We start from the raw sequence: 21,451 nt of genomic DNA, 5'->3' as shown, positions 1-21,451 counted from the left end.
TAAAATAAACGGAAGACATGGGATTCGAACCCACGCACGCTGTTACACGCCTACCGCGTTTCCAACACGGCCTCTTAAGCCTCTTGAGTAATCTTCCAATACTTACTCAAATAGTCTACCATAAAGGCTCTTATCTTGCAATAAAAATTTTGGAAATAAGAAAAATGATAGATTTTGAAAGAAAATGACAAAAAGCGCTTGACTTTGAAAGAAAGTGTGATAGAATGAATAGTGTAAACGATAACAGGAGGTGATTCAGTGTTAAAAACAGAGCGGAAGCAACTGATTTTAGAGGAGTTAAATCAACATCATGTAGTTTCTCTAGAAAAATTAGTTAGTTTGTTAGAAACGTCAGAATCAACGGTTCGAAGAGATTTGGATGAGTTGGAAGCGGAAAACAAGCTTCGTCGCGTGCATGGTGGAGCAGAATTGCCCCATTCCTTGCAGGAAGAAGAAACCATTCAAGAAAAATCTGTCAAAAACCTTCAAGAAAAGAAGTTGCTGGCTCAGAAGGCAGCCTCTCTCATCAAGGAACAAGATGTCATCTTTATCGATGCTGGAACAACAACTGCTTTTTTGATTCATGAATTGGTTAATAAGAATATTACTGTTGTGACAAATTCGATTCACCATGCCGCTCAGTTGGTTGAAAAGCAGATTCCAACTGTCATGGTTGGAGGAAGTGTCAAGATGGCGACAGATGCTAGTATCGGGGGCGTTGCTCTTAACCAGATTAACCAATTGCACTTTGACCGTGCCTTTATCGGGATGAATGGTGTGGACGATGGTTATTATACGACTCCTGATATGGAAGAGGGAGCTGTGAAGCGTGCTATTTTAGAAAATGCCAAACAGACCTATGTCTTGGTGGATTCGTCTAAAATTGGACAAACTTGCTTTGCCAAGGTAGCACCACTCAAACGAGCTATTGTTATCACAAGTCAAGGGCATGAGCTCTTGCAGGCTATTAAGGAGAAAACGGAGGTAATAGAAGTATGATTTATACAGTCACACTCAATCCATCTATTGATTATATCGTTCGTTTGGACCAAGTCCAAGTCGGTAGTGTCAATCGTATGGACAGTGATGATAAGTTTGCTGGAGGGAAAGGAATCAATGTCAGTCGTGTTTTGAAACGTTTGGATATACCCAATACTGCGACGGGATTTATCGGAGGCTTTACTGGTAAATTTATCACAGATACTTTAGCAGAGGAAGAAATCGAGACACGTTTTGTCCAAGTATCAGAAGATACTCGTATCAATGTTAAAATCAAAGCAGACCAAGAGACAGAAATCAATGGGACTGGTCCAACTGTTGAGCCGGATCAGCTAGAAGAATTGAAAGCTATTTTATTTAGTCTGACAGCAGAAGATATAGTTGTCTTTGCAGGTTCAAGTACTAAAAATCTAGGCAATGCCATCTACAAGGATCTAATTGCCTTGACACGCCAGACTGGTGCGCAAGTCGTTTGTGACTTTGAAGGACAGACCTTGATTGATAGTTTGGACTATCAACCACTTTTGGTCAAACCAAATAATCACGAGCTTGGAGCTATCTTTGGAGTGAAACTCGAAAGTTTGGATCAAATCGAGAAATACGCTCGTGAGTTATTGGCTAAAGGTGCTCAAAACGTCATTATCTCTATGGCTGGTGATGGTGCCCTTCTTGTCACATCTGAGGGAGCATACTTTGCTCAACCAATCAAAGGGACAGTCAAAAATTCAGTTGGTGCTGGTGATTCTATGGTTGCCGGATTCACAGGTGAATTTGTCAAATCAAAAGACGCAGTAGAAGCCTTCAAATGGGGAGTTGCTTGTGGAACAGCAACTACCTTCTCAGATGATTTGGCAACGGCAGAATTTATTAAAGAAACATATGAAAAAGTTGAGGTAGAAAAAAGATGAAAATTCAAGACCTATTGAGAAAAGATGTTATGTTGCTGGATTTGCAGGAGACTGAAAAAACAGCTGTCATCGACGAGATGATTAAAAGTTTGACAGACCACGGTTATGTGACAGATTTTGAAACCTTTAAAGAAGGAATCTTGGCGCGTGAAGCTTTGACTTCTACAGGCTTGGGTGACGGAATCGCTATGCCTCACAGCAAAAACGCTGCTGTCAAAGAGGCGACTGTTCTCTTTGCTAAGTCAAACAAGGGTGTTGACTACGAGAGCTTGGATGGGCAACCAACAGACCTCTTCTTCATGATTGCGGCTCCAGAAGGTGCCAATGATACTCACTTAGCAGCCTTGGCAGAATTGTCCCAATACTTGATGAAAGACGGTTTTGCTGATAAACTTCGTCAAGCAATATCAGCTGACCAAGTTATCGAACTTTTTAACCAAGCTTCAGAAAAAACTGAAGAGCCTGTTCAAGTACCTGCTAATAACTCGGGTGACTTTATCGTAGCTGTTACAGCTTGTACGACAGGTATTGCCCACACTTACATGGCCCAAGAAGCCCTTCAAAAAGTGGCTGCTGAAATGGGTGTTGGGATCAAGGTTGAAACCAACGGTGCTAGCGGCGTTGGAAACCAACTAACTGCTGAAGACATCCGCAAGGCTAAAGCTGTTATCATCGCAGCAGACAAGGCTGTTGAGCTGGATCGTTTTGATGGCAAACCTTTGATCAATCGTCCAGTGGCTGACGGTATCCGTAAAACGGAAGAATTGATTAACTTGGCTCTATCAGGAGATGCTGAAGTTTACTGTGCCGCTAATGGTGTAAAAGCTGCAACAGCCTCTAACGAAAAACAAAGCCTTGGTGGTGCCTTCTACAAACACTTGATGAGTGGTGTATCGCAAATGTTGCCATTTGTTATTGGTGGTGGTATCATGATTGCCCTTGCCTTCTTGATTGACGGTGCTTTGGGTGTGCCAAATGAAAATCTTGGTAATCTTGGTTCCTACCATGAACTAGCTTCTATGTTCATGAAAATTGGTGGTGCAGCCTTTGGCTTGATGCTCCCAGTCTTTGCAGGTTATGTTGCCTACTCTATCGCTGAAAAACCAGGCTTAGTAGCAGGTTTCGTGGCTGGCGCTATTGCCAAAGAAGGTTTTGCCTTTGGTAAAATCCCTTATGCTGCAGGTGGTGAAGCAACTTCAACTCTTGCAGGTGTCTCATCTGGTTTCCTAGGTGCCCTTGTTGGTGGATTTATCGCAGGTGCTTTGGTTCTTGCTATCAAGAAATACGTTAAAGTTCCTCGTTCACTTGAAGGTGCAAAATCAATCCTTCTCTTGCCACTTCTTGGAACAATCTTGACTGGATTTGTCATGCTAGCTGTGAATATCCCAATGGTGGCAATCAACACTGCCATGAATGACTTTCTAGGCGGTCTTGGAGGAGGTTCAGCTGCCCTTCTTGGTATCGTTCTTGGAGGAATGATGGCTGTTGACATGGGTGGACCAGTTAACAAAGCTGCCTATGTCTTTGGTACAGGTACGCTTGCAGCGACTGTTTCTTCAGGTGGTTCTGTGGCTATGGCAGCAGTTATGGCTGGAGGAATGGTTCCACCACTTGCTATCTTTGTTGCAACTCTTCTTTTCAAAGATAAATTCACTAAGGAAGAACGCAACTCTGGTTTGACAAACATCATCATGGGATTGTCATTTATCACTGAGGGAGCGATTCCATTTGGTGCCGCTGACCCAGCTCGTGCGATCCCAAGCTTCATCCTTGGTTCAGCAGTAGCAGGCGGACTCGTTGGTCTTGCTGGAATCAAACTCATGGCGCCACACGGAGGAATCTTCGTCATCGCCCTTACTTCAAATGCCCTTCTTTACCTTGTCTCTGTCTTGGTAGGAGCAATCGTAAGTGGTGTGGTTTATGGTTACCTACGCAAACCACAAACAGTTAAATAAAAGGGAACTATATACCAGTTTAAACCAACCACAAAATGTAGTATTTCAACAATATCGAAAAAGACGATTTCCGTTTGGAAATCGTCTTCTCACTATTTCAATAGTTCATACTCAAATAATTTACTTTCAAGCTCATTTTCGTAGTATTCAGCTAACCTTGTTTTAAGTTCTTTTAGTTTAGTGTTAACTTTTTCATTGTTGAATATCTTTTTATCATTACCATCTTTGTATGATGTATTTATGTCCAATTCAATTTGATAAGTACCATAATTGTATTTTGGATTATATTCTTGAGTATTTTTAGCTAGTTCAAGTAATTCATCGAAGACACCTAGCAACATTAAGTCAGCTCTATCAAGTTTTCCATATTTTTCTTGTTCGATCAATTCTTTACGAACTAGAGAGTTCTTATCTAGGCACATTTCGTTACTATAAAACTTTCCATCAGAACCATCAAAGCTCAAACAATGATTTTTTTGAGAGATACAAGTCCATAATGTAGCTTTTCTAAGAAAATCTGTATCCTCTGTATACAAATCCCCTTTATCAGCAGTTGTATAGTAAATATCCCTTTCATACCAGTTTTTTTGAGGGTATTGCTTGGCAACAAACAAAGCAGTTTGCTCTGCGTAATTATTTGTTCTAACTTGACTACCTCGTCCATGATAAATAGCAATTCTAGTCATTCTTATGTCCTGCGGAGTAGTACCAAAACCACTGGCTTCTATAACCGCTAAAATATTGTCATTATAAACAGGTTTTCCATAGCTTTTTAATGGCACTTCTTTACCATCGTAGCCAGTAGCAATTTTAGATAACACATCTGTTTTTAACTTTTTAGAATAGTATTCTCCTAGCGTTTTGTATACTTTTTTTATAGTGACATGCTTCACATCTTTAAGAATAGCATCCTCAGGTACATCAATGACTGCTGCTCCTTTCCCAGTTCCCCATTTTTTATTATCTCTCCATATTTCTTTAGCAGTTACAGTAATACTTTCAGTTTCGTTATCTTGATCGTTTTTCCAAAGTGCTACCAAAACGGAACTTTCTTGTGCTTTAAAGTTCCCTCTGTTTGCTAGAAAACCATTAATAAAGATTTTTTGCATTAGACCAACTGATTTCCAATACTTAACAGGAGCAAATAAAATATAATAGTCGTTTTCATCTCTCATAAAGTATTTTTCAAAAGACCAAACGAATTGATTTAGCAAATCTTTTGCATGGTTACTATCACCAACAAATTCATCGGACATCAATTTCCTTATATAGCTAAATTTATCTATCGATTTAACATTTCCTTCTTGAGCACGGGCTAATTCGCTAGAATAAGGGGGATTTTCAAAACCAATAATCGCAACATTTTTGTCATCTATGACTTCTTGTAATGTATTATGTTTTCCATCTGTTTCCATTGGAATTGATAAAAACTCTTCTGCTAAAGCATCCCCACCTGTTACTAAGTTCCCCTTGTTTTCTTGTACCATTGAAAGTGGTGGTATGATAGCCCGTACCTTCCCAATATATTTGTTATACAAAACAAGCCATTCTTTTATTTCATAAGTATTCAAGATAACATGGCTTAACTCTTCTTCGGTTAAATAATGCTCTAATGCTCCTGTACCAGCACATCTGTCCAAAATAACATAGTCCATGCCTTTAGGGAGATTGCTAATAGCTTGACGAACAAGTTTAGTTGCTTCTTTAACATAAGGTAGTGGTGTATAAAATGCTCCTAAATCTTTTCTATTTGCGGGGTCATTTAATGCGTCCATCACGGTGTCAAAATCGCTTTCGTCTCCACACCAAGGTAAGATATAGTTTTCGACTATTGAATTAGATGGTTGTTTGAGCATCTCAAACATTTGAGATTTTGTTGTTGTTTTATCGTGACGGTATATATAGTTCGCCCACCCTAAAATGTTTGGAAAATCAATTTCAAACTTTTGATACTCGTCTATTTGGAATAATTCACACAATTCACGATTTTTAGGGCTTTTTGGTTGAAGAACATCAAATTCAATTACTTTTTCAGGATTAGTAGCATTTTTTAAAGTGGTCTGATTTACATTTTTTGATGCACTATTCGTATAATTTTGTAAAATTTCTAAACGATATTGAGTTGCATCATAAACACTAGCACGATTTTTATTAATATCAACTAAAACGATTTTGCTTGGTATAGGAATACCACCTTTTATCCTTAATTTAGACAGATAGTGGATAGCTTGAACAAGCACAGCATTAAGATCAGCAATGCTATTTTTAAATTCAAACAGAGCTCCGTTAATGATACCATCAGTATTTTCGATTAAAATATCTTTTTCATCAAAACCGAAATTTCTCCAGAAAAATAAATTGTCAGCTCTTTCATTTCCAGATTGCCAACTTCTATCAATAGCTAGAGGAGCCATTTTACACCTCCAACAATCAACTCATTGAGTTGAGAAACAACAGAAAAGACCTTCTCACAAAAATGTGAAAAAGTCTGTTTTAGGGCTTGACAAAAAATACGCTTGATTACATAATCAGCGTGAGCTGTGAGCTGTGAGCTGTGAGCTGTGAGCTGTGAGCTGTGAGCTGTGAGCTGTGAGCTGTGAGCTGTGAGCTGTGAGCTGTGAGCTGTGAGCTGTGAGCTGTGAGCTGTGAGCTGTGAGCTGTGAGCTGTGAGCTGTGAGCTGTGAGCTGTGAGCTGTGAGCTGTGAGCTGTGAGCTGTGAGCTGTGAGCTGTGAGCTGTGAGCTGTGAGCTGTGAGCTGTGAGCTGTGAGCTGTGAGCTGTGAGCTGTGAGCTGTGAGCTGTGAGCTGTGAGCTGTGAGCTGTGAGCTGTGAGCTGTGAGCTGTGAGCTGTGAGCTGTGAGCTGTGAGCTGTGAGCTGTGAGCTGTGAGCTGTGAGCTGTGAGCTGTGAGCTGTGAGCTGTGAGCTGTGAGCTGTGAGCTGTGAGCTGTGAGCTGTGAGCTGTGAGCTGTGAGCTGTGAGCTGTGAGCTGTGAGCTGTGAGCTGTGAGCTGTGAGCTGTGAGCTGTGAGCTGTGAGCTGTGAGCTGTGATTGCGTTCATACCAATCATTCCTTTACTTTTTGATAGTTTTATTATATCAAAATTTCAAAATTTTGCATATCTTCTTTTTTGATGAACAGTCAGCTGGATCATAAAGGTTATCAAAAAGATGTTCTGAAATTGCTTAGAGATGGAAACTATGGATAAGAAAATTTTATTTGAATCTCTTAATACTGAACTATCCAAGGAGAATACTGACCTTTTCCGAAATGCCTGTGAAATATGGTATAATAGAAGAATGGTAAACAAGAATACAAGTAAAACAAGACGGAGACCGTCTAAAGCAGAACTCGAAAGAAAAGAAGCGATTCAACGAATGTTGATTTCGTTGGGAATCGCCCTTTTATTGATTTTCGCAGCCTTTAAATTAGGGGCTGCAGGTATAACCCTTTACAATTTAATTCGCTTGCTGGTGGGTAGCCTAGCTTATCTGGCAATATTTGGTATCCTGCTCTACCTCTTCTTTTTCAAGTGGATACGAAAACAGGAAGGGCTCCTATCTGGCTTTTTCACCATATTTGCAGGTTTGCTCTTGATTTTTGAGGCCTACTTAGTTTGGAAATATGGTTTGGATAAGTCGGTATTAAAAGGGACCATGGCTCAGGTTGTGACTGATCTGACTGGTTTTCGAACAACCAGTTTTGCTGGTGGAGGCTTGATTGGTGTTGGACTCTATGTGCCAACAGCCTTTCTCTTCTCAAATATCGGTACTTACTTTATTGGTTCGATCTTGATTTTAGTGGGTGCTCTCCTAGTCAGTCCTTGGTCTGTTTACGATATTGCTGAATTTTGCAGTAAAGGCTTTGCTAAATGGCGAGAAGGGCATGAGCGTCGAAAAGAGGAACGCTTTGTCAAACAAGAAGAAAAAGCTCGTCAAAAGGCTGAGCAAGAGGCTAGATTAGAAAAAGAAGAGTCTGAAAAAGCCTTACTCGATATGCCTCCTGTTGATATGGAAACGGGTGAAATTCTGACAGCAGATGTTGTGCTTGACGTTCCACCTGTTCCAGAAGAAGAGTGGGTAGAACCAGAGATCATCCTGCCTCAAGCTGAACATGAATTCCCTGAACAGGAAGATGGTTCAGATGATGAAGATGTTCAGGTAGATTTTTCAGCCAAAGAAGCCCTTGAATACAAACTTCCAAGCTTACAACTCTTTGCCCCAGATAAACCTAAAGATCAGTCTAAAGAAAAGAAAATCGTTCGTGAAAACATCAAAATCCTAGAAGAAACCTTTGCTAGCTTCGGTATCAAGGTAACAGTTGAACGGGCCGAAATTGGGCCATCAGTGACCAAGTATGAAGTCAAGCCAGCAGTGGGTGTAAGGGTCAACCGCATCTCCAATCTCGCAGATGACCTCGCTCTAGCCTTGGCGGCCAAGGATGTCCGGATTGAAGCACCTATCCCAGGGAAATCCCTAGTCGGAATCGAAGTACCCAACTCTGAGATTGCGACTGTATCTTTCCGCGAACTATGGGAACAATCTCAAACAAAAGCAGAAAATCTCTTGGAAATTCCTTTAGGAAAGGCGGTTAATGGCACCGCAAGAGCTTTTGACCTTTCTAAAATGCCCCACTTGCTAGTCGCAGGTTCAACGGGTTCAGGGAAGTCAGTAGCTGTTAACGGCATTATAGCTAGCATTCTCATGAAGGCAAGACCAGACCAAGTTAAATTTATGATGGTCGATCCCAAGATGGTTGAGTTGTCTGTTTACAATGACATTCCTCATCTCTTGATTCCAGTTGTGACCAATCCACGCAAGGCCAGCAAGGCTCTGCAAAAGGTCGTGGATGAAATGGAAAATCGTTATGAACTCTTTGCCAAGGTGGGAGTTCGGAATATTGCAGGTTTTAATGCCAAGGTAGAAGAGTTCAATGCCCAGTCTGAGTACAAGCAGGTTCCGCTACCGCTCATTGTCGTGATTGTGGATGAGTTGGCTGACCTCATGATGGTGGCCAGCAAGGAAGTGGAAGATGCTATCATTCGTCTCGGACAGAAGGCGCGTGCTGCAGGTATCCACATGATTCTTGCAACCCAGCGCCCATCCGTTGATGTCATTTCTGGTCTGATCAAGGCCAATGTTCCTTCTCGTGTCGCTTTCGCAGTTTCATCAGGAACAGATTCCCGTACGATTTTGGATGAAAATGGAGCGGAAAAACTGCTTGGACGTGGAGATATGCTCTTTAAACCAATTGATGAAAATCATCCAGTTCGTCTCCAAGGCTCCTTTATCTCGGATGATGATGTCGAGCGCATCGTAAACTTCATCAAGGCTCAGGCTGATGCGGACTACGATGAGAGTTTTGATCCAGGTGAGGTTTCTGAAAATGAAGGAGAATTTTCAGATGGTGATTCTGGTGGAGATCCGCTTTTTGAAGAAGCCAAGGCTTTGGTAATCGAAACTCAGAAAGCCAGCGCATCCATGATTCAGCGTCGTTTGTCTGTTGGATTTAACCGTGCGACCCGCCTTATGGAAGAACTTGAGATGGCAGGTGTCATTGGTCCAGCTGAAGGAACTAAACCAAGAAAAGTATTGCAACAATAAAAAAATAGCTTCTTTCCAAATTTGGAAGGAAGCTATTTTACTGGCTATTGATTAGTTTTATTTTCTGAAGTTGGAGTATTAGACTGTTTTTCATTTTCAGTGGTAGGTTTACTTGGAGCAGGTGTAGTAGAGTCTTGAGTTGATGTTTTCTGCTCTTCTTTTTTCTCTTCTTTGACGCTGGATTTTGGCGTTTCTTCTTGCTGTGTTTTTTCTTGAGAAGTGTTGTTTTCCTTATTGGGACTAGTGTTTTCCTGAGGGGATTCCTTTTGAATTTCTTTGACAATTGTTGTCGTCTGGCTTGTCGTAGGTTCTTTTTTAGTATTTTTGTTATTATCCAAGGCGTTCATGATAGTGATACTTGCGGTAATCAAGCCAAGGATACTACCGATAGTAGCAATGGTTTTTTGAAAGACCGTAAAGCCTTTTTTGATGTGCTCTGTTTTTGGTTTTGAAGTTCTACGATAATTAGACATGCATTCTCTCCTTTAATTAAAATTTATTATACCTCATTTCTTTAAAAAAATCTTAAAAAAAGAGGAATTGCCCTTTCTTGTCGCAAGCTCTGTTTCATGATACAATAGAAGGAGTGATTTTAGAAAGCGTGAGAAAACATGATTTACTTTGATAATTCGGCGACGACCAAGCCTTATCCTGAAGCCCTTGAAACTTATATGCAGGTCGCTTCAAAAATTTTAGGAAATCCATCTAGTCTCCATCGTTTGGGAGACCAGGCAACACGAATCTTAGATGCTTCTCGCCAACAGATTGCAGATTTAATCGGTAAGAAAAGCGATGAAATCTTCTTTACTTCTGGTGGGACAGAAGGAGATAACTGGGTCATCAAGGGTGTGGCCTTTGAAAAGGCTCAGTTTGGAAAGCACATCATTGTATCAGCCATTGAACATCCGGCAGTCAAAGAGTCAGCTCTCTGGTTGAAAAGTCAAGGGTTTGAAGTGGATTTTGCTCCAGTTGATGAGAAAGGATTTGTGGATGTTGAGGCTCTAGCAGCTTTGATACGACCTGATACGACCCTCGTTTCCATCATGGCTGTGAATAATGAAATCGGCTCTGTTCAGCCCATTGAGGCTATTTCAGAACTGTTGGCAGACAAGCCGACTATTTCCTTCCATGTTGATGCGGTTCAGGCACTTGCTAAAATTCCGACTGAAAAGTATCTGACAGAACGAGTGGATTTTGCGACTTTCTCTAGTCACAAGTTCCACGGAGTTCGAGGTGTTGGATTTGTCTATATCAAGTCTGGCAAGAAGATTGCGTCTCTTTTAACAGGTGGTGGTCAGGAGCGTGATTATCGTTCAACAACTGAAAATGTGGCAGGGATTGCGGCAACAGCCAAGGCTCTGCGTCTGTCTATGGAAAATCTAGATGTCTTTACTAGCAAGACTGGGCAGATGAAGGCAGTGATTCGTCAAGCTCTTTTAGATTATCCAGATATATTTGTCTTTTCAGATGAGGAAGACTTTGCCCCTCATATCCTGACTTTTGGAATCAAGGGTGTTCGTGGAGAAGTTATCGTTCACGCCTTTGAAGACTATGATATTTTCATCTCAACAACCTCTGCTTGTTCGTCCAAGGCTGGGAAACCTGCAGGTACCTTGATTGCTATGGGAGTAGATAAGGATAAGGCCCAGTCAGCTGTGCGTCTTAGCCTAGACCTTGAAAATGATATGAGTCAGGTCGAGCAGTTTTTAACCAAGTTAAAATTAATTTACAATCAAACTAGAAAAGTAAGATAGGAGCATTTATGCAGTATTCAGAAATTATGATTCGCTACGGAGAATTGTCAACCAAGGGCAAAAACCGTATGCGTTTCATTAATAAACTTCGCAATAATATTTCAGACGTTTTGTCTATCTATCCCCAAGTTAAGGTAACAGCAGATCGTGACCGTGCCCACGCTTACCTCAATGGAGCAGATTACACGGCAGTTGCAGAATCACTCAAACAAGTATTTGGGATTCAAAACTTTTCCCCTGTTTATAAGGTTGAAAAATCTGTAGAAGTTCTGAAGTCTTCTGTCCAAGAGATTATGCAGGACATCTACAAGGAAGGCATGACCTTTAAAATCTCTAGTAAACGTAGCGACCACAACTTTGAGTTGGATAGTCGTGAACTCAACCAAACCCTTGGAGGAGCTGTTTTCGAAGCCATTCCAAATGTGCAAGCTCAAATGAAAAGTCCTGACATCAATCTTCAGGTGGAGATCCGTGAAGAAGCAGCCTATCTTTCTTATGAAACCATTCGTGGGGCTGGTGGTTTGCCAGTTGGAACTTCAGGTAAAGGGATGCTCATGTTGTCAGGAGGGATTGACTCACCTGTAGCAGGTTATCTTGCTCTTAAGCGTGGAGTGGATATTGAAGCTGTTCATTTTGCCAGCCCACCTTACACCAGTCCTGGTGCCCTAAAAAAAGCCCAAGATTTGACTCGAAAATTGACCAAGTTCGGTGGCAATATCCAGTTTATCGAGGTGCCTTTCACAGAGATTCAAGAGGAAATCAAAGCCAAAGCGCCAGAAGCCTATCTCATGACCTTGACGCGTCGTTTTATGATGCGGATTACTGACCGTATTCGTGAGGTACGAAATGGTTTAGTTATCATCAATGGGGAGAGTCTAGGTCAAGTAGCCAGCCAGACCTTGGAAAGCATGCAGACTATCAACGCTGTAACCAGTACTCCAGTCATTCGTCCTGTGGTGACTATGGATAAGTTAGAAATCATTGACATCGCCCAGAAAATCGATACCTTTGACATTTCAATCCAGCCATTTGAAGACTGTTGTACGATTTTTGCACCAGATCGTCCAAAAACAAATCCTAAGATTAAGAATGCGGAGCAATACGAAGCTCGCATGGATGTTGAAGGTTTAGTTGAGCGAGCAGTGGTTGGAATCATGATTACTGAAATCACGCCTCAGGCTGAAAAAGATGAAGTGGATGACTTGATTGATAATCTCCTCTAAATCAGAAAATCCAAAAGAATTTAGAAAAATAAATGAAAAAGTTAGTTTTTAATCCAAAAATGGAAGCAAAACTAACTTTTTTTCTATTTTTGTGGTATAATAAGATAAAATTTTGAATATAGAGAGTTTTCTGACAATGAATCATTCCTACTTTTATTTAAAAATGAAAGAACACAAACTCAAGGTTCCTTATACAGGTAAGGAGCGCCGTGTACGTGTTCTTCTTCCTAAAGATTATGAGAAAGATACTGACCGTTCCTATCCTGTTGTTTACTTTCATGACGGGCAAAATGTTTTTTATAGCAAAGAGTCTTTCATTGGTCACTCATGGAAGATTATCCCAGCTATTAAGCGTAATCCTGATATCAGTCGCATGATTGTAGTTGCCATTGACAATGATGGTATGGGGCGGATGAATGAGTATGCAGCTTGGAAGTTCCAAGAATCTCCTATTCCAGGGCAGCAGTTTGGCGGTAAGGGTGTGGAATATTCTGAGTTTGTCATGGAGGTGGTCAAACCTTTTATCGATGAGACCTACCGTACCAAAGCTGACCGCCAGCATACGGCTATGATTGGTTCCTCACTAGGCGGCAATATTACCCAGTTTATCGGTTTGGAATACCAAGACCAAATTGGCTGTCTAGGGGTTTTTTCATCTGCTAACTGGCTTCATCAAGAAGCTTTTAACCGCTATATTGAGCGCAAGAAACTATCGCCTGACCAGCGCATTTTCATCTATGTAGGAACAGAAGAAGCAGATGACACAGACAAGACCTTGATGGCTGGCAATATCAAACAAGCCTATATCGACTCGTCACTTCGCTATTACCATGATTTGATAGCAGGGGGAGTTCATCTGGATAATCTTGTATTGAAAGTTCAGTCTGGTGCCATCCATAGTGAGATTCCATGGTCGGAAAATTTACCAGACTGTCTGAGATTTTTTGCAGAAAAATGGTAAGTTAAGAAAGGAGAAAGATAATGCATATTGAACATCTTAGCCACTGGAGTGGTCATCTCAACCGTGAAATGTATCTCAATCGTTATGGACATGCTGGGATTCCAGTTGTGGTCTTTGCTTCATCAGGTGGTAGTCACAACGAATACTATGATTTTGGCATGATTGATGCATGTGCTTCCTTTATCAAGGAAGGCCGTGTTCAGTTCTTTACCCTATCTAGTGTTGACAGTGAGAGCTGGTTGGCCACTTGGAAAAATGGTCACGACCAAGCAGAGATGCACCGTGCCTATGAACGCTATGTGATTGAGGAGGCCATTCCTTTTATCAAGCATAAGACAGGTTGGTTTTATGGTATGATGACGACAGGTTGCTCCATGGGAGCCTACCATGCTGTCAATTTCTTCCTACAGCATCCAGATGTTTTTACCAAAGTAATTGCTCTTAGTGGAGTTTACGACGCACGTTTCTTTGTCGGCGATTACTACAATGACGATGCTATTTACCAAAACTCGCCAGTAGATTATATCTGGAATCAGAACGACGGTTGGTTCATCGACCGTTACCGTCAGGCCGAGATTGTGCTTTGTACGGGGCTTGGTGACTGGGAACAAGACGGTTTGCCATCCTTTTACAAGCTTAAAGAAGCCTTTGACCAGAAACAAATACCAGCCTGGTTTGCTGAATGGGGACATGATGTCGCCCATGACTGGGAATGGTGGCGTAAACAAATGCCCTATTTTCTTGGACACCTGTATCTATAAAAGGAGTTACCTATGAATTATCTTGTTATTTCTCCCTACTATCCACAAAATTTTCAACAGTTTACCATCGAACTAGCAAATAAAGGCATTACCGTCTTGGGAATTGGTCAAGAGCCTTATGAGCAATTGGATGAACCTTTACGCAATAGCCTGACCGAGTATTTCCGTGTAGATAATCTTGAGAACATAGACGAAGTCAAACGTGCAGTTGCTTTTCTCTTTTATAAACATGGCCCAATTGACCGTATCGAGTCCCACAATGAATATTGGCTAGAGCTGGATGCAACACTCAGAGAACAATTTAATGTTTTTGGTGCCAAACCTGAGGAGCTCAAAAAGACTAAATATAAGTCTGAAATGAAGAAACTTTTCAAAAAAGCAGGTGTCCCTGTGGTACCTGGAGCTGTTATCAAGACTGAAGCAGATGTGGATCAAGCTGTGAAAGAAATCGGCCTTCCAATGATTGCCAAACCTGATAATGGAGTGGGGGCAGCCGCAACCTTTAAGCTTGAAACAGAAGACGATATCAATCACTTCAAGGCTGAGTGGGACCATTCAACCGTTTATTTCTTTGAGAAATTTGTCACTTCTAGTGAAATCTGTACCTTTGACGGGCTCGTAGACAAGGATGGTAAGATTGTCTTCTCAACGACTTTTGACTACGCCTATACACCGCTTGATCTCATGATTTACAAGATGGACAATTCCTACTATGTTCTTAAGGATATGGATCCCAAATTACGTAAATATGGTGAGGCCATTGTCAAGGAATTTGGTATGAAAGAACGGTTCTTCCATATTGAGTTCTTCCGTGAAGGGGACGACTACATTGCCATTGAGTACAATAACCGTCCTGCAGGTGGTTTTACCATTGATGTTTATAACTTTGCCCATTCCTTGGACCTCTATCGTGGCTATGCAGCTATTGTAGCAGGAGAAGAGTTCCCAGCGTCAGACTTTGAACCTCAGTTTTGTTTAGCTACATCACGTCGCGCAAATGCTCACTATGTCTATTCTGAGGAGGACTTGCTTGCCAAATACAGCCATCAGTTCAAGGTTAAAAAAATCATGCCAGCAGCCTTTGCGGAACTTCAAGGAGATTACCTTTATATGCTGACAACTCCGAGTCGACAAGAAATGGAGCAGATGATTGCAGATTTCGGACAACGTCAAGAATAAGAACTCTCGGATTAAGGAAATGCACCTCCTTAATCCTTTTGTTTTAACAAGAGAAATAAAACCGCTTTCTCATACATTCTTTTAGAAAACCTGTTGCTAAAAGATATAAAAATTGATAGAATAAGGATTGTCTAAAAAATTTTAAGGAGAATCTATCAAATGGATTTCACATGGGCAATTAAATATGCCACTGAATTTTTGGCCACTGCTATTTTGATCATTCTTGGAAATGGTGCAGTTGCCAACGTTGAACTTAAAGGTACGAAAGGTCACCAAAGTGGCTGGATCGTTATCGCTGTTGGTTATGGTATGGGGGTTATGATCCCAGCCTTGATGTTTGGTAACGTATCTGGTAACCACATTAACCCAGCCTTCACTCTTGGACTTGCGATCAGCGGTCTCTTCCCTTGGGCACAAGTTGCACCTTATATCATCGCACAAGTTTTGGGTGCTATCTTTGGTCAAGCCTTGGTTGTGGCAACACACCGCCCATACTACTTGAAAACTGAAAATCCAAACAATATCTTGGGTACTTTCTCAACCATTTCAAGTTTAGATAATGGTACAAAAGAATCACGTTTCGCAGCAACTGTTAATGGTTTTGTAAACGAGTTTGTTGGTTCATTTGTTCTTTTCTTCGCAGCCCTTGGTATGACTAAAAACTTCTTTGGAGCTGAATTAGTATCAAAAGCACAAGCAGCTATTAATGCTCAAGTTGCTCAAGCAACTACTCAAGGTCAAACAATTCCTCAAGAGCAAGTAACAGCAGCTCTTGACCAAGCTAAAGAACAAGTAGCACCATTTATGACATCTGGTCTTGGGATTGCCCACTTGGCACTTGGATTCCTTGTTATGGCTTTGGTAACATCACTTGGTGGACCTACAGGACCTGCCTTGAACCCAGCCCGTGACTTGGGACCACGTCTCCTTCATGCTTTCCTTCCAAAATCAGTTCTTGGTGAGCACAAAGGTGATTCAAAATGGTGGTATTCTTGGGTACCAGTAGTAGCACCAATCGCAGCAGCAATTGCGGCAGTAGCTATCTTCAAATTCCTTTACCTATAAGAAATTGAAACCGAGGAAATCCTCGGTTTTTTAGATGAAATTTTACGAAAAAAAGGTAAATCTGAGCATAATTTCTTGTAAAAAATTCTAAAATCCTTTAAAATAAAAGAGTTGGAGGAATTTATGAATGTAAATCAGATTGTACGGATTATTCCTACTTTAAAAGTTAATAATAGAAAATTAAATGAAACATTTTATATAGAAACCCTTGGAATGAAGGCCTTGTTAGAAGAGTCAGCCTTTCTGTCACTAGGTGATCAAACAGGTCTAGAAAAGCTGGTTTTAGAAGAAGCTCCAAGTATGCGCACTCGTAAGGTAGAGGGAAGAAAAAAACTAGCTAGATTGATTGTCAAAGTGGAAAATCCCTTAGAAATTGAAGGACTCTTATCTAAAACAGATTCGATTCATCAATTATATAAAGGTCAAAATGGCTACGCTTTTGAGATTTTTTCACCAGAAAATGATTTGATTTTGATTCATGCAGAAGATGATAGAGCAAGTCTAGTAGAAGTAGAAGAAAACCCTGAATTTCAAACAAATTTGGAATCAATTTCTTTAAGTAAATTTGAGATTTCTATGGAATTACATCTCCCAACTGATGTCGAAAGTTTCTTGGAACCATCTGAAATAGGGACATCACTTGATTTTATCCCAGCTCAGGGGCAGGATTTGACTGTGGAAAATACGGTTACTTGGGACTTGTCTATGCTCAAGTTCCTGGTCAATGAACTAGATATAGCAAGGCTGCGCCAGAAATTTGAGTCTACCGAATATTTTATTCCTAAGTCTGAAAAATTCTTCCTTAGTAAAGATAGAAATAATGTTGAATTGTGGTTTGAAGAAGTATGAAGTGGACCAAGATTATTAAAAAAATAGAAGAACAAATCGAGGCAGGGATTTATCCCGGAGCCTCTTTTGCGTATTTTAAGGACAATCAATGGACGGAGTTCTATTTAGGCCAGAGTGATCCAGAGCATGGCTTGGATACTGAGACAGGACTGCTTTATGACCTAGCCAGTGTCAGCAAGGTTGTTGGGGTTGGGACAGTTTTTATCTTTTTGTGGGAAAAAGGTCAATTAGATATTGACAGACCTGTGACAGATTTTTTAGCTGAGAGTGATTATCCAGATATCACTATTCGCCAGCTCTTAACCCATGCTACAAATCTTGATCCTTTTATTACCAATCGTAATCGTTTAACAGCCTCAGAATTAAAGGAAGCGATGTTTCATCTCAAGAGACGCAATCAGCCAGCCTTTCTTTATTCGGATGTCCATTTTTTACTTTTAGGCTTTATTTTGGAAAGAATCTTTGATCAGGACTTGGATGTGATTTTACAGGAGCAAGTTTTTAAAACTTGGGGAATGACGGAAACCCAATTTGGACCTGTTGGGCTTGCTGTTCCAACAGTCAGAGGTGTAGAGGCAGGTTTGGTACATGATCCCAAGGCTCGTCTCCTGGGCAGACATGCAGGTAGTGCTGGTTTATTTTCGACTGTAAAGGATTTACAAATCTTTTTGCAACACTATTTAGCAGATGATTTTGCAAGAGACTTGAGTCAAAATTTTTCACCTTTGGATGACAAGGAACGTTCTTTGGCATGGAATTTGGAAGGAGATTGGCTAGACCATACGGGCTATACAGGTACCTTTATCATGTGGAATCGCCAGAAGCAAGAAGCGGCTATTTTCCTATCGAATCGGACCTATGAAAAGGATGAGAGGGCTCAATGGATTGTAGACCGCAATCAAGTAATGGACTTGATTCGCAAAGAAGAGTAAGGAGAGACATGTCAAACAGTTTAAAAGGGACTTTATTAATAGTTGTAGCTGGCATTGCTTGGGGCTTGTCAGGAACGAGTGGCCAATACCTGATGGCACATGGAATTTCGTCTCTGGTTTTAACTAACTTACGACTGTTAATCGCCGGTGGGATTCTCATGGTCTTGGCTTATGCTACTGCAAAGGATAGAATGCTGGCCTTTTTAAAGGATAGAAAGAGTTTGCTGTCTCTTCTCATTTTTGCTTTGATTGGACTTTTTCTCAATCAATTTGCCTATCTAACTGCTATTCAGGAAACCAATGCAGGAACCGCGACGGTACTTCAGTATGTTTGTCCTGTCGGGATTTTGATTTATAGCTGTATCAAGGATAAGGTGGCGCCGACACTGGGAGAGATTGTTTCCATCATATTAGCCATTGGAGGGACCTTCTTGATCGCAACTCATGGGCAGTTGGACCAGTTATCCATGACACCTGCAGGCCTGTTCTGGGGCCTCTTTTCTGCTCTGACTTACGCACTTTATATCATTTTGCCCATAGCCTTGATTAAGAAGTGGGGGAGCAGCTTGGTCATTGGTGTGGGAATGGTCATAGCAGGTTTGGTCGCCCTTCCTTTTACAGGAGTTCTACAGACTGCTATCCCAACTAGTCTTGATTTTCTCCTCGCTTTTGCGGGCATTATTCTTATCGGGACTATCTTTGCCTATACAGCTTTCCTTAAAGGAACCAGTCTGATAGGACCGGTCAAGTCAAGTTTGTTGGCTTCGATTGAACCAATCTCGGCGGTTTTCTTTGCCTTCCTAATTATGAATGAACAGTTTTATCCCATTGATTTTCTTGGTATGGCAATGATTTTAATTGCAGTCACTCTGATTTCTTTGAAGGATTTATTGTTAGAGAAATAAACAAAAAAATGAGAGTAGATGATAACCACTCTCAAAGAGGGGTTATTTTTACTAATAAAAGCTTTTGAATCTAAATGAATTAATGAAATTTTATAAAAGTTTAAGCCTTTTTTCTTAAAATATTTATATGAGTATAGAATACCTGGAGAAAATATGAATATTTTTAAAAAAATACATCCATCTAAACCTCTAAAATACTTGAGATGGTTTGACATTGTGATTATTACGATCATAATGTTTGGTCAGTTTATAATTCGTTCAACCGAGCTATTTTTAGCAAATACGTTTCCAACGGGTGCATCAAGTACAGTAGGGACAGTTAGACAGGCTGCAAGCGAAGGTGCGGCTTATTTTAGTAATTTTACCCTGCAAACTATATTACTAACTGTGACCTTACTCTATCTTTTGATTCGAAATTATGATTTTAAACAGCTTCCTATTCGCTGGAATTGGTCCACTATCTTTTGGGTTCCATTTATATTTGCTTTAGTGGGACTGTTTGGAGACTTGGTTACAACTCTCACTGGTAAATATAATTACTTTAATCCAGACCTTTTTGCCTATATAGATTTCACGCAAATAATAGGGAAGTTCTTAGCTCTCAGCCCGATAGCGATTGCCTATGCCTTGCTTAATGGATTTTATGAAGAGTTTTTCTTTCTAGGTTTGTTAACTTCAGTGAAGGAAAAACACAAGTGGTTGGTTTTGCTTTATTCTACGATTATTCGTATTTCCTTCCACACCTATCAAGGATTAGTATGGGCTTTGGTAATCGGTGTAGTTTATGGCTTATTCTATTATTTCTTATACAAATATAAAATAAAAAATCTTCTTCCATTCTTTCTCATGCATGCTTTAGCAGATATGTTTGGTTCTAGACTGATCTATCTATTGGTTGCTTGGGGGACTTAAGAATCAAAAAAGTCCGCTCAGTTGTCTGAGCGGACTTTTTGTTTCAAGACGTTTAGTCTTTGTTTTCATATGGTAAGATCAAGTTCAAAATGATTCCTGTCATGGCTGATAGGGCAGTACCTGAAAGGGTAACTGGACCGAGTTTAAGGATAGCTCCTCCAAGTCCAAGGACCAACATAGCACTTGCGATGATTAGGTTACGCATTTGAGCGAAATCAACACGTTCTTTGATCAAAACTTTCAAACCATTGCTGGCGATAACCCCATAGAGAAGGATTGACATACCACCAAGTACAGCATTTGGAATAGTTGAAATCAAGGCAGTGAATTTACCAAGGAAGCTAAGGGCAATCGCGATAAAGGCAGCGTTACGGATAACTGAGACAGAAGCGATACGAGTCATACCAATAACCCCTGTATTTTCTCCGTAAGTTGTATTGGCTGGTCCACCAAGGAAGGCTGAAACAGAAGTTGCGATACCGTCACCAAGAAGAGTACGGTGAAGACCTGGTTCTTTCAAGAATTGACGACCACAGATTTGACCCAAAACAGTATGGTCTCCGATGTGTTCAGAAATTGTTACGATAGCGATTGGCAAGATAGCGATGGTTTCTGGACCGAAGTAAAGATTGTATTCTTTAAAGGCACCACCTGTGTTAAATGGCAAGTAGAAACCAGGGATTTCAAACCAGTTAGCTTTAAGAACTGGTGTAAAGTCAACCAAACCAAGAGTTAGTGCGAAGAGGTAACCACCAATAATGGCAAAGAGGAATGGAATGATTCGTAGGAAGCCTTTTCCTTTTGTATTGATAAAGGCAGCAATCAAGAAAGTAACAACTGCTACAAGAGCATTTTTCCAATTTCCATCCGCTACAAGACCAGCGTTAGTAACAGCTGAACCTGCAAGTCCAAGACCGATAACAATAATCATGGGACCAATAATGATTGGTGGCAAGAGTTTATCAATCCATTTTGTACCCGCAAAACGAACACTTGCAGCCACAAGGACATAGACTAAACCAGTCAAGATAACCCCTGTTTGAGCAGCAGATACATCACCACCCATTTCTTTCATAGCTAGGGACATAGCTGTGATAAAGGCAAATGAAGAACCTAGATAAACGGGAACTTTAAAACCAGTTGAAATCATATAGATGAGTGTTCCTACACCTGAAGCAAAAAGGGCAACAGATACAGGCATTCCCAAAATCAGTGGTACCAAGATGGTCGCACCAAACATGGCGAAAACGTGTTGGAAGCTAAGGAGAATTCCTTTTCCAGCCGAAGGACGTTGGTCAACGTCTAGTAACAAATCAACAGTTGATTCTTGTTTCATATAAACCTCACTTTTGGGCATCAAAAAAGAGCCCATTATTTTACAGCAATAGGCCCTCAGAGTAAGACTTCTCTAAAATCTAGACTTTAAAGAGTTTCAAGTATTTCTGCGT

Annotated in this window: 17 protein-coding genes and 1 tRNA gene; 14 read left to right on the top strand and 4 right to left on the bottom strand. The window is 40.7% G+C overall.

Annotated features, from left to right (window positions below):
* Positions 1 to 9 precede the first annotated feature (9 nt).
* Positions 10 to 97, bottom strand: a tRNA-Ser gene (locus tag D7D54_RS03895).
* Positions 98 to 258: 161 nt separating this feature from the next.
* Between D7D54_RS03895 and D7D54_RS03890 the strand changes: the two genes are divergently transcribed.
* Genes D7D54_RS03890 through D7D54_RS03880 form a run of 3 tightly spaced genes read left to right on the top strand, consistent with a single transcriptional unit; the run spans position 259 to position 3,862 of the window.
* Complete coding sequence (locus D7D54_RS03890) at positions 259 to 999, top strand: DeoR/GlpR family DNA-binding transcription regulator (protein ID WP_000920651.1); 741 nt, start codon at positions 259 to 261, stop codon at positions 997 to 999.
* Positions 996 to 1,907 (top strand): 1-phosphofructokinase, encoded by a 912-nt coding sequence (gene pfkB / locus D7D54_RS03885; RefSeq protein ID WP_120718851.1) that lies wholly within the window; start codon positions 996 to 998, stop codon positions 1,905 to 1,907. The genes D7D54_RS03890 and pfkB overlap by 4 nt, the downstream gene beginning before the upstream one ends.
* Entirely contained in the window at positions 1,904 to 3,862 is a 1,959-nt protein-coding gene (locus D7D54_RS03880) for a fructose-specific PTS transporter subunit EIIC (RefSeq protein ID WP_120718850.1), read from the top strand. Before pfkB ends, D7D54_RS03880 begins: the two co-directional genes overlap by 4 nt.
* A gap of 92 nt (positions 3,863 to 3,954) precedes the next feature.
* On the opposite strand, the gene D7D54_RS03875 is transcribed toward D7D54_RS03880, so the two are convergent.
* On the bottom strand, positions 3,955 to 6,276 hold the full coding sequence (locus D7D54_RS03875) for a hypothetical protein (protein WP_084886451.1): 2,322 nt from the start codon (positions 6,274 to 6,276) through the stop codon (positions 3,955 to 3,957).
* Between the two features lie 882 nt (positions 6,277 to 7,158).
* On the opposite strand from D7D54_RS03875, the gene D7D54_RS03865 reads away from it, so the two are divergent.
* The gene (locus tag D7D54_RS03865) at positions 7,159 to 9,462 is read left to right on the top strand and encodes a DNA translocase FtsK (RefSeq protein ID WP_120719026.1); all 2,304 of its coding nucleotides are present in this window, start codon (positions 7,159 to 7,161) and stop codon (positions 9,460 to 9,462) included.
* Positions 9,463 to 9,506: 44 nt separating this feature from the next.
* On the opposite strand, the gene D7D54_RS03860 is transcribed toward D7D54_RS03865, so the two are convergent.
* Complete coding sequence (locus D7D54_RS03860) at positions 9,507 to 9,935, bottom strand: DUF6556 family protein (RefSeq protein ID WP_020902322.1); 429 nt, start codon at positions 9,933 to 9,935, stop codon at positions 9,507 to 9,509.
* A gap of 138 nt (positions 9,936 to 10,073) precedes the next feature.
* Here D7D54_RS03860 and D7D54_RS03855 point away from each other — a divergent pair, with 138 nt between their 5' ends.
* From D7D54_RS03855 to D7D54_RS03810, 10 genes are all read left to right on the top strand, one after another.
* Positions 10,074 to 11,216, top strand: coding sequence for a cysteine desulfurase family protein (locus D7D54_RS03855; protein WP_020902323.1), 1,143 nt, complete (start codon positions 10,074 to 10,076; stop codon positions 11,214 to 11,216).
* Between the two features lie 8 nt (positions 11,217 to 11,224).
* Positions 11,225 to 12,439 (top strand): tRNA uracil 4-sulfurtransferase ThiI, encoded by a 1,215-nt coding sequence (gene thiI, locus D7D54_RS03850; RefSeq protein WP_020902324.1) that lies wholly within the window; start codon positions 11,225 to 11,227, stop codon positions 12,437 to 12,439.
* 136 nt (positions 12,440 to 12,575) lie between these two features.
* Entirely contained in the window at positions 12,576 to 13,400 is an 825-nt protein-coding gene (locus D7D54_RS03845; RefSeq protein WP_020902325.1) for an alpha/beta hydrolase, read from the top strand.
* A 20-nt stretch (positions 13,401 to 13,420) separates the two neighbouring features.
* On the top strand, positions 13,421 to 14,161 hold the full coding sequence (locus tag D7D54_RS03840) for an esterase family protein (RefSeq protein WP_020902326.1): 741 nt from the start codon (positions 13,421 to 13,423) through the stop codon (positions 14,159 to 14,161).
* A gap of 12 nt (positions 14,162 to 14,173) precedes the next feature.
* A complete protein-coding gene (locus D7D54_RS03835; protein ID WP_020902327.1) occupies positions 14,174 to 15,340 on the top strand; it encodes an ATP-grasp domain-containing protein in 1,167 nt (388 codons plus the stop codon).
* 159 nt (positions 15,341 to 15,499) lie between these two features.
* Entirely contained in the window at positions 15,500 to 16,405 is a 906-nt protein-coding gene (gene gla / locus D7D54_RS03830) for an aquaglyceroporin Gla (RefSeq protein ID WP_000348095.1), read from the top strand.
* Between the two features lie 123 nt (positions 16,406 to 16,528).
* Entirely contained in the window at positions 16,529 to 17,254 is a 726-nt protein-coding gene (locus D7D54_RS03825) for a CppA family protein (RefSeq protein WP_120718849.1), read from the top strand.
* The gene (locus tag D7D54_RS03820) at positions 17,251 to 18,186 is read left to right on the top strand and encodes a serine hydrolase domain-containing protein (protein WP_120718848.1); all 936 of its coding nucleotides are present in this window, start codon (positions 17,251 to 17,253) and stop codon (positions 18,184 to 18,186) included. The genes D7D54_RS03825 and D7D54_RS03820 overlap by 4 nt, the downstream gene beginning before the upstream one ends.
* Before the next feature lie 8 nt (positions 18,187 to 18,194).
* Positions 18,195 to 19,091 carry a DMT family transporter gene (locus D7D54_RS03815; protein ID WP_120718847.1) on the top strand — a complete coding sequence of 299 codons (897 nt, stop codon included), beginning with the start codon at positions 18,195 to 18,197 and terminating at the stop codon, positions 19,089 to 19,091.
* 153 nt (positions 19,092 to 19,244) lie between these two features.
* Entirely contained in the window at positions 19,245 to 20,003 is a 759-nt protein-coding gene (locus tag D7D54_RS03810) for a CPBP family intramembrane glutamic endopeptidase (RefSeq protein ID WP_120718846.1), read from the top strand.
* A gap of 52 nt (positions 20,004 to 20,055) precedes the next feature.
* Here D7D54_RS03810 and D7D54_RS03805 read toward each other — a convergent pair whose 3' ends face one another.
* Positions 20,056 to 21,339, bottom strand: coding sequence for a uracil-xanthine permease family protein (locus tag D7D54_RS03805; protein ID WP_162496586.1), 1,284 nt, complete (start codon positions 21,337 to 21,339; stop codon positions 20,056 to 20,058).
* Positions 21,340 to 21,451: the final 112 nt, after the last annotated feature.

Origin of the sequence: Streptococcus chosunensis (assembly GCF_003626515.1) — a bacterium.
GTDB lineage: Bacteria > Bacillota > Bacilli > Lactobacillales > Streptococcaceae > Streptococcus > Streptococcus chosunensis.
The sequence above is the reverse complement of the archived record's forward strand: the minus strand, read 5'-3'. Positions and strand labels throughout refer to the sequence as shown.

Coding starts and splice junctions, on each gene's coding strand:
- pfkB (WP_120718851.1), top strand. CDS start 996: ATGATTTATACAGTCACACTCAATCCATCTATTGATTATATCGTTCGT.
- D7D54_RS03880 (WP_120718850.1), top strand. CDS start 1,904: ATGAAAATTCAAGACCTATTGAGAAAAGATGTTATGTTGCTGGATTTG.
- D7D54_RS03875 (WP_084886451.1), bottom strand. CDS start 6,276: ATGGCTCCTCTAGCTATTGATAGAAGTTGGCAATCTGGAAATGAAAGA.
- D7D54_RS03865 (WP_120719026.1), top strand. CDS start 7,159: ATGGTAAACAAGAATACAAGTAAAACAAGACGGAGACCGTCTAAAGCA.
- D7D54_RS03860 (WP_020902322.1), bottom strand. CDS start 9,935: ATGTCTAATTATCGTAGAACTTCAAAACCAAAAACAGAGCACATCAAA.
- D7D54_RS03855 (WP_020902323.1), top strand. CDS start 10,074: ATGATTTACTTTGATAATTCGGCGACGACCAAGCCTTATCCTGAAGCC.
- thiI (WP_020902324.1), top strand. CDS start 11,225: ATGCAGTATTCAGAAATTATGATTCGCTACGGAGAATTGTCAACCAAG.
- D7D54_RS03845 (WP_020902325.1), top strand. CDS start 12,576: ATGAATCATTCCTACTTTTATTTAAAAATGAAAGAACACAAACTCAAG.
- D7D54_RS03840 (WP_020902326.1), top strand. CDS start 13,421: ATGCATATTGAACATCTTAGCCACTGGAGTGGTCATCTCAACCGTGAA.
- D7D54_RS03835 (WP_020902327.1), top strand. CDS start 14,174: ATGAATTATCTTGTTATTTCTCCCTACTATCCACAAAATTTTCAACAG.
- gla (WP_000348095.1), top strand. CDS start 15,500: ATGGATTTCACATGGGCAATTAAATATGCCACTGAATTTTTGGCCACT.
- D7D54_RS03825 (WP_120718849.1), top strand. CDS start 16,529: ATGAATGTAAATCAGATTGTACGGATTATTCCTACTTTAAAAGTTAAT.
- D7D54_RS03820 (WP_120718848.1), top strand. CDS start 17,251: ATGAAGTGGACCAAGATTATTAAAAAAATAGAAGAACAAATCGAGGCA.
- D7D54_RS03815 (WP_120718847.1), top strand. CDS start 18,195: ATGTCAAACAGTTTAAAAGGGACTTTATTAATAGTTGTAGCTGGCATT.
- D7D54_RS03810 (WP_120718846.1), top strand. CDS start 19,245: ATGAATATTTTTAAAAAAATACATCCATCTAAACCTCTAAAATACTTG.
- D7D54_RS03805 (WP_162496586.1), bottom strand. CDS start 21,339: ATGAAACAAGAATCAACTGTTGATTTGTTACTAGACGTTGACCAACGT.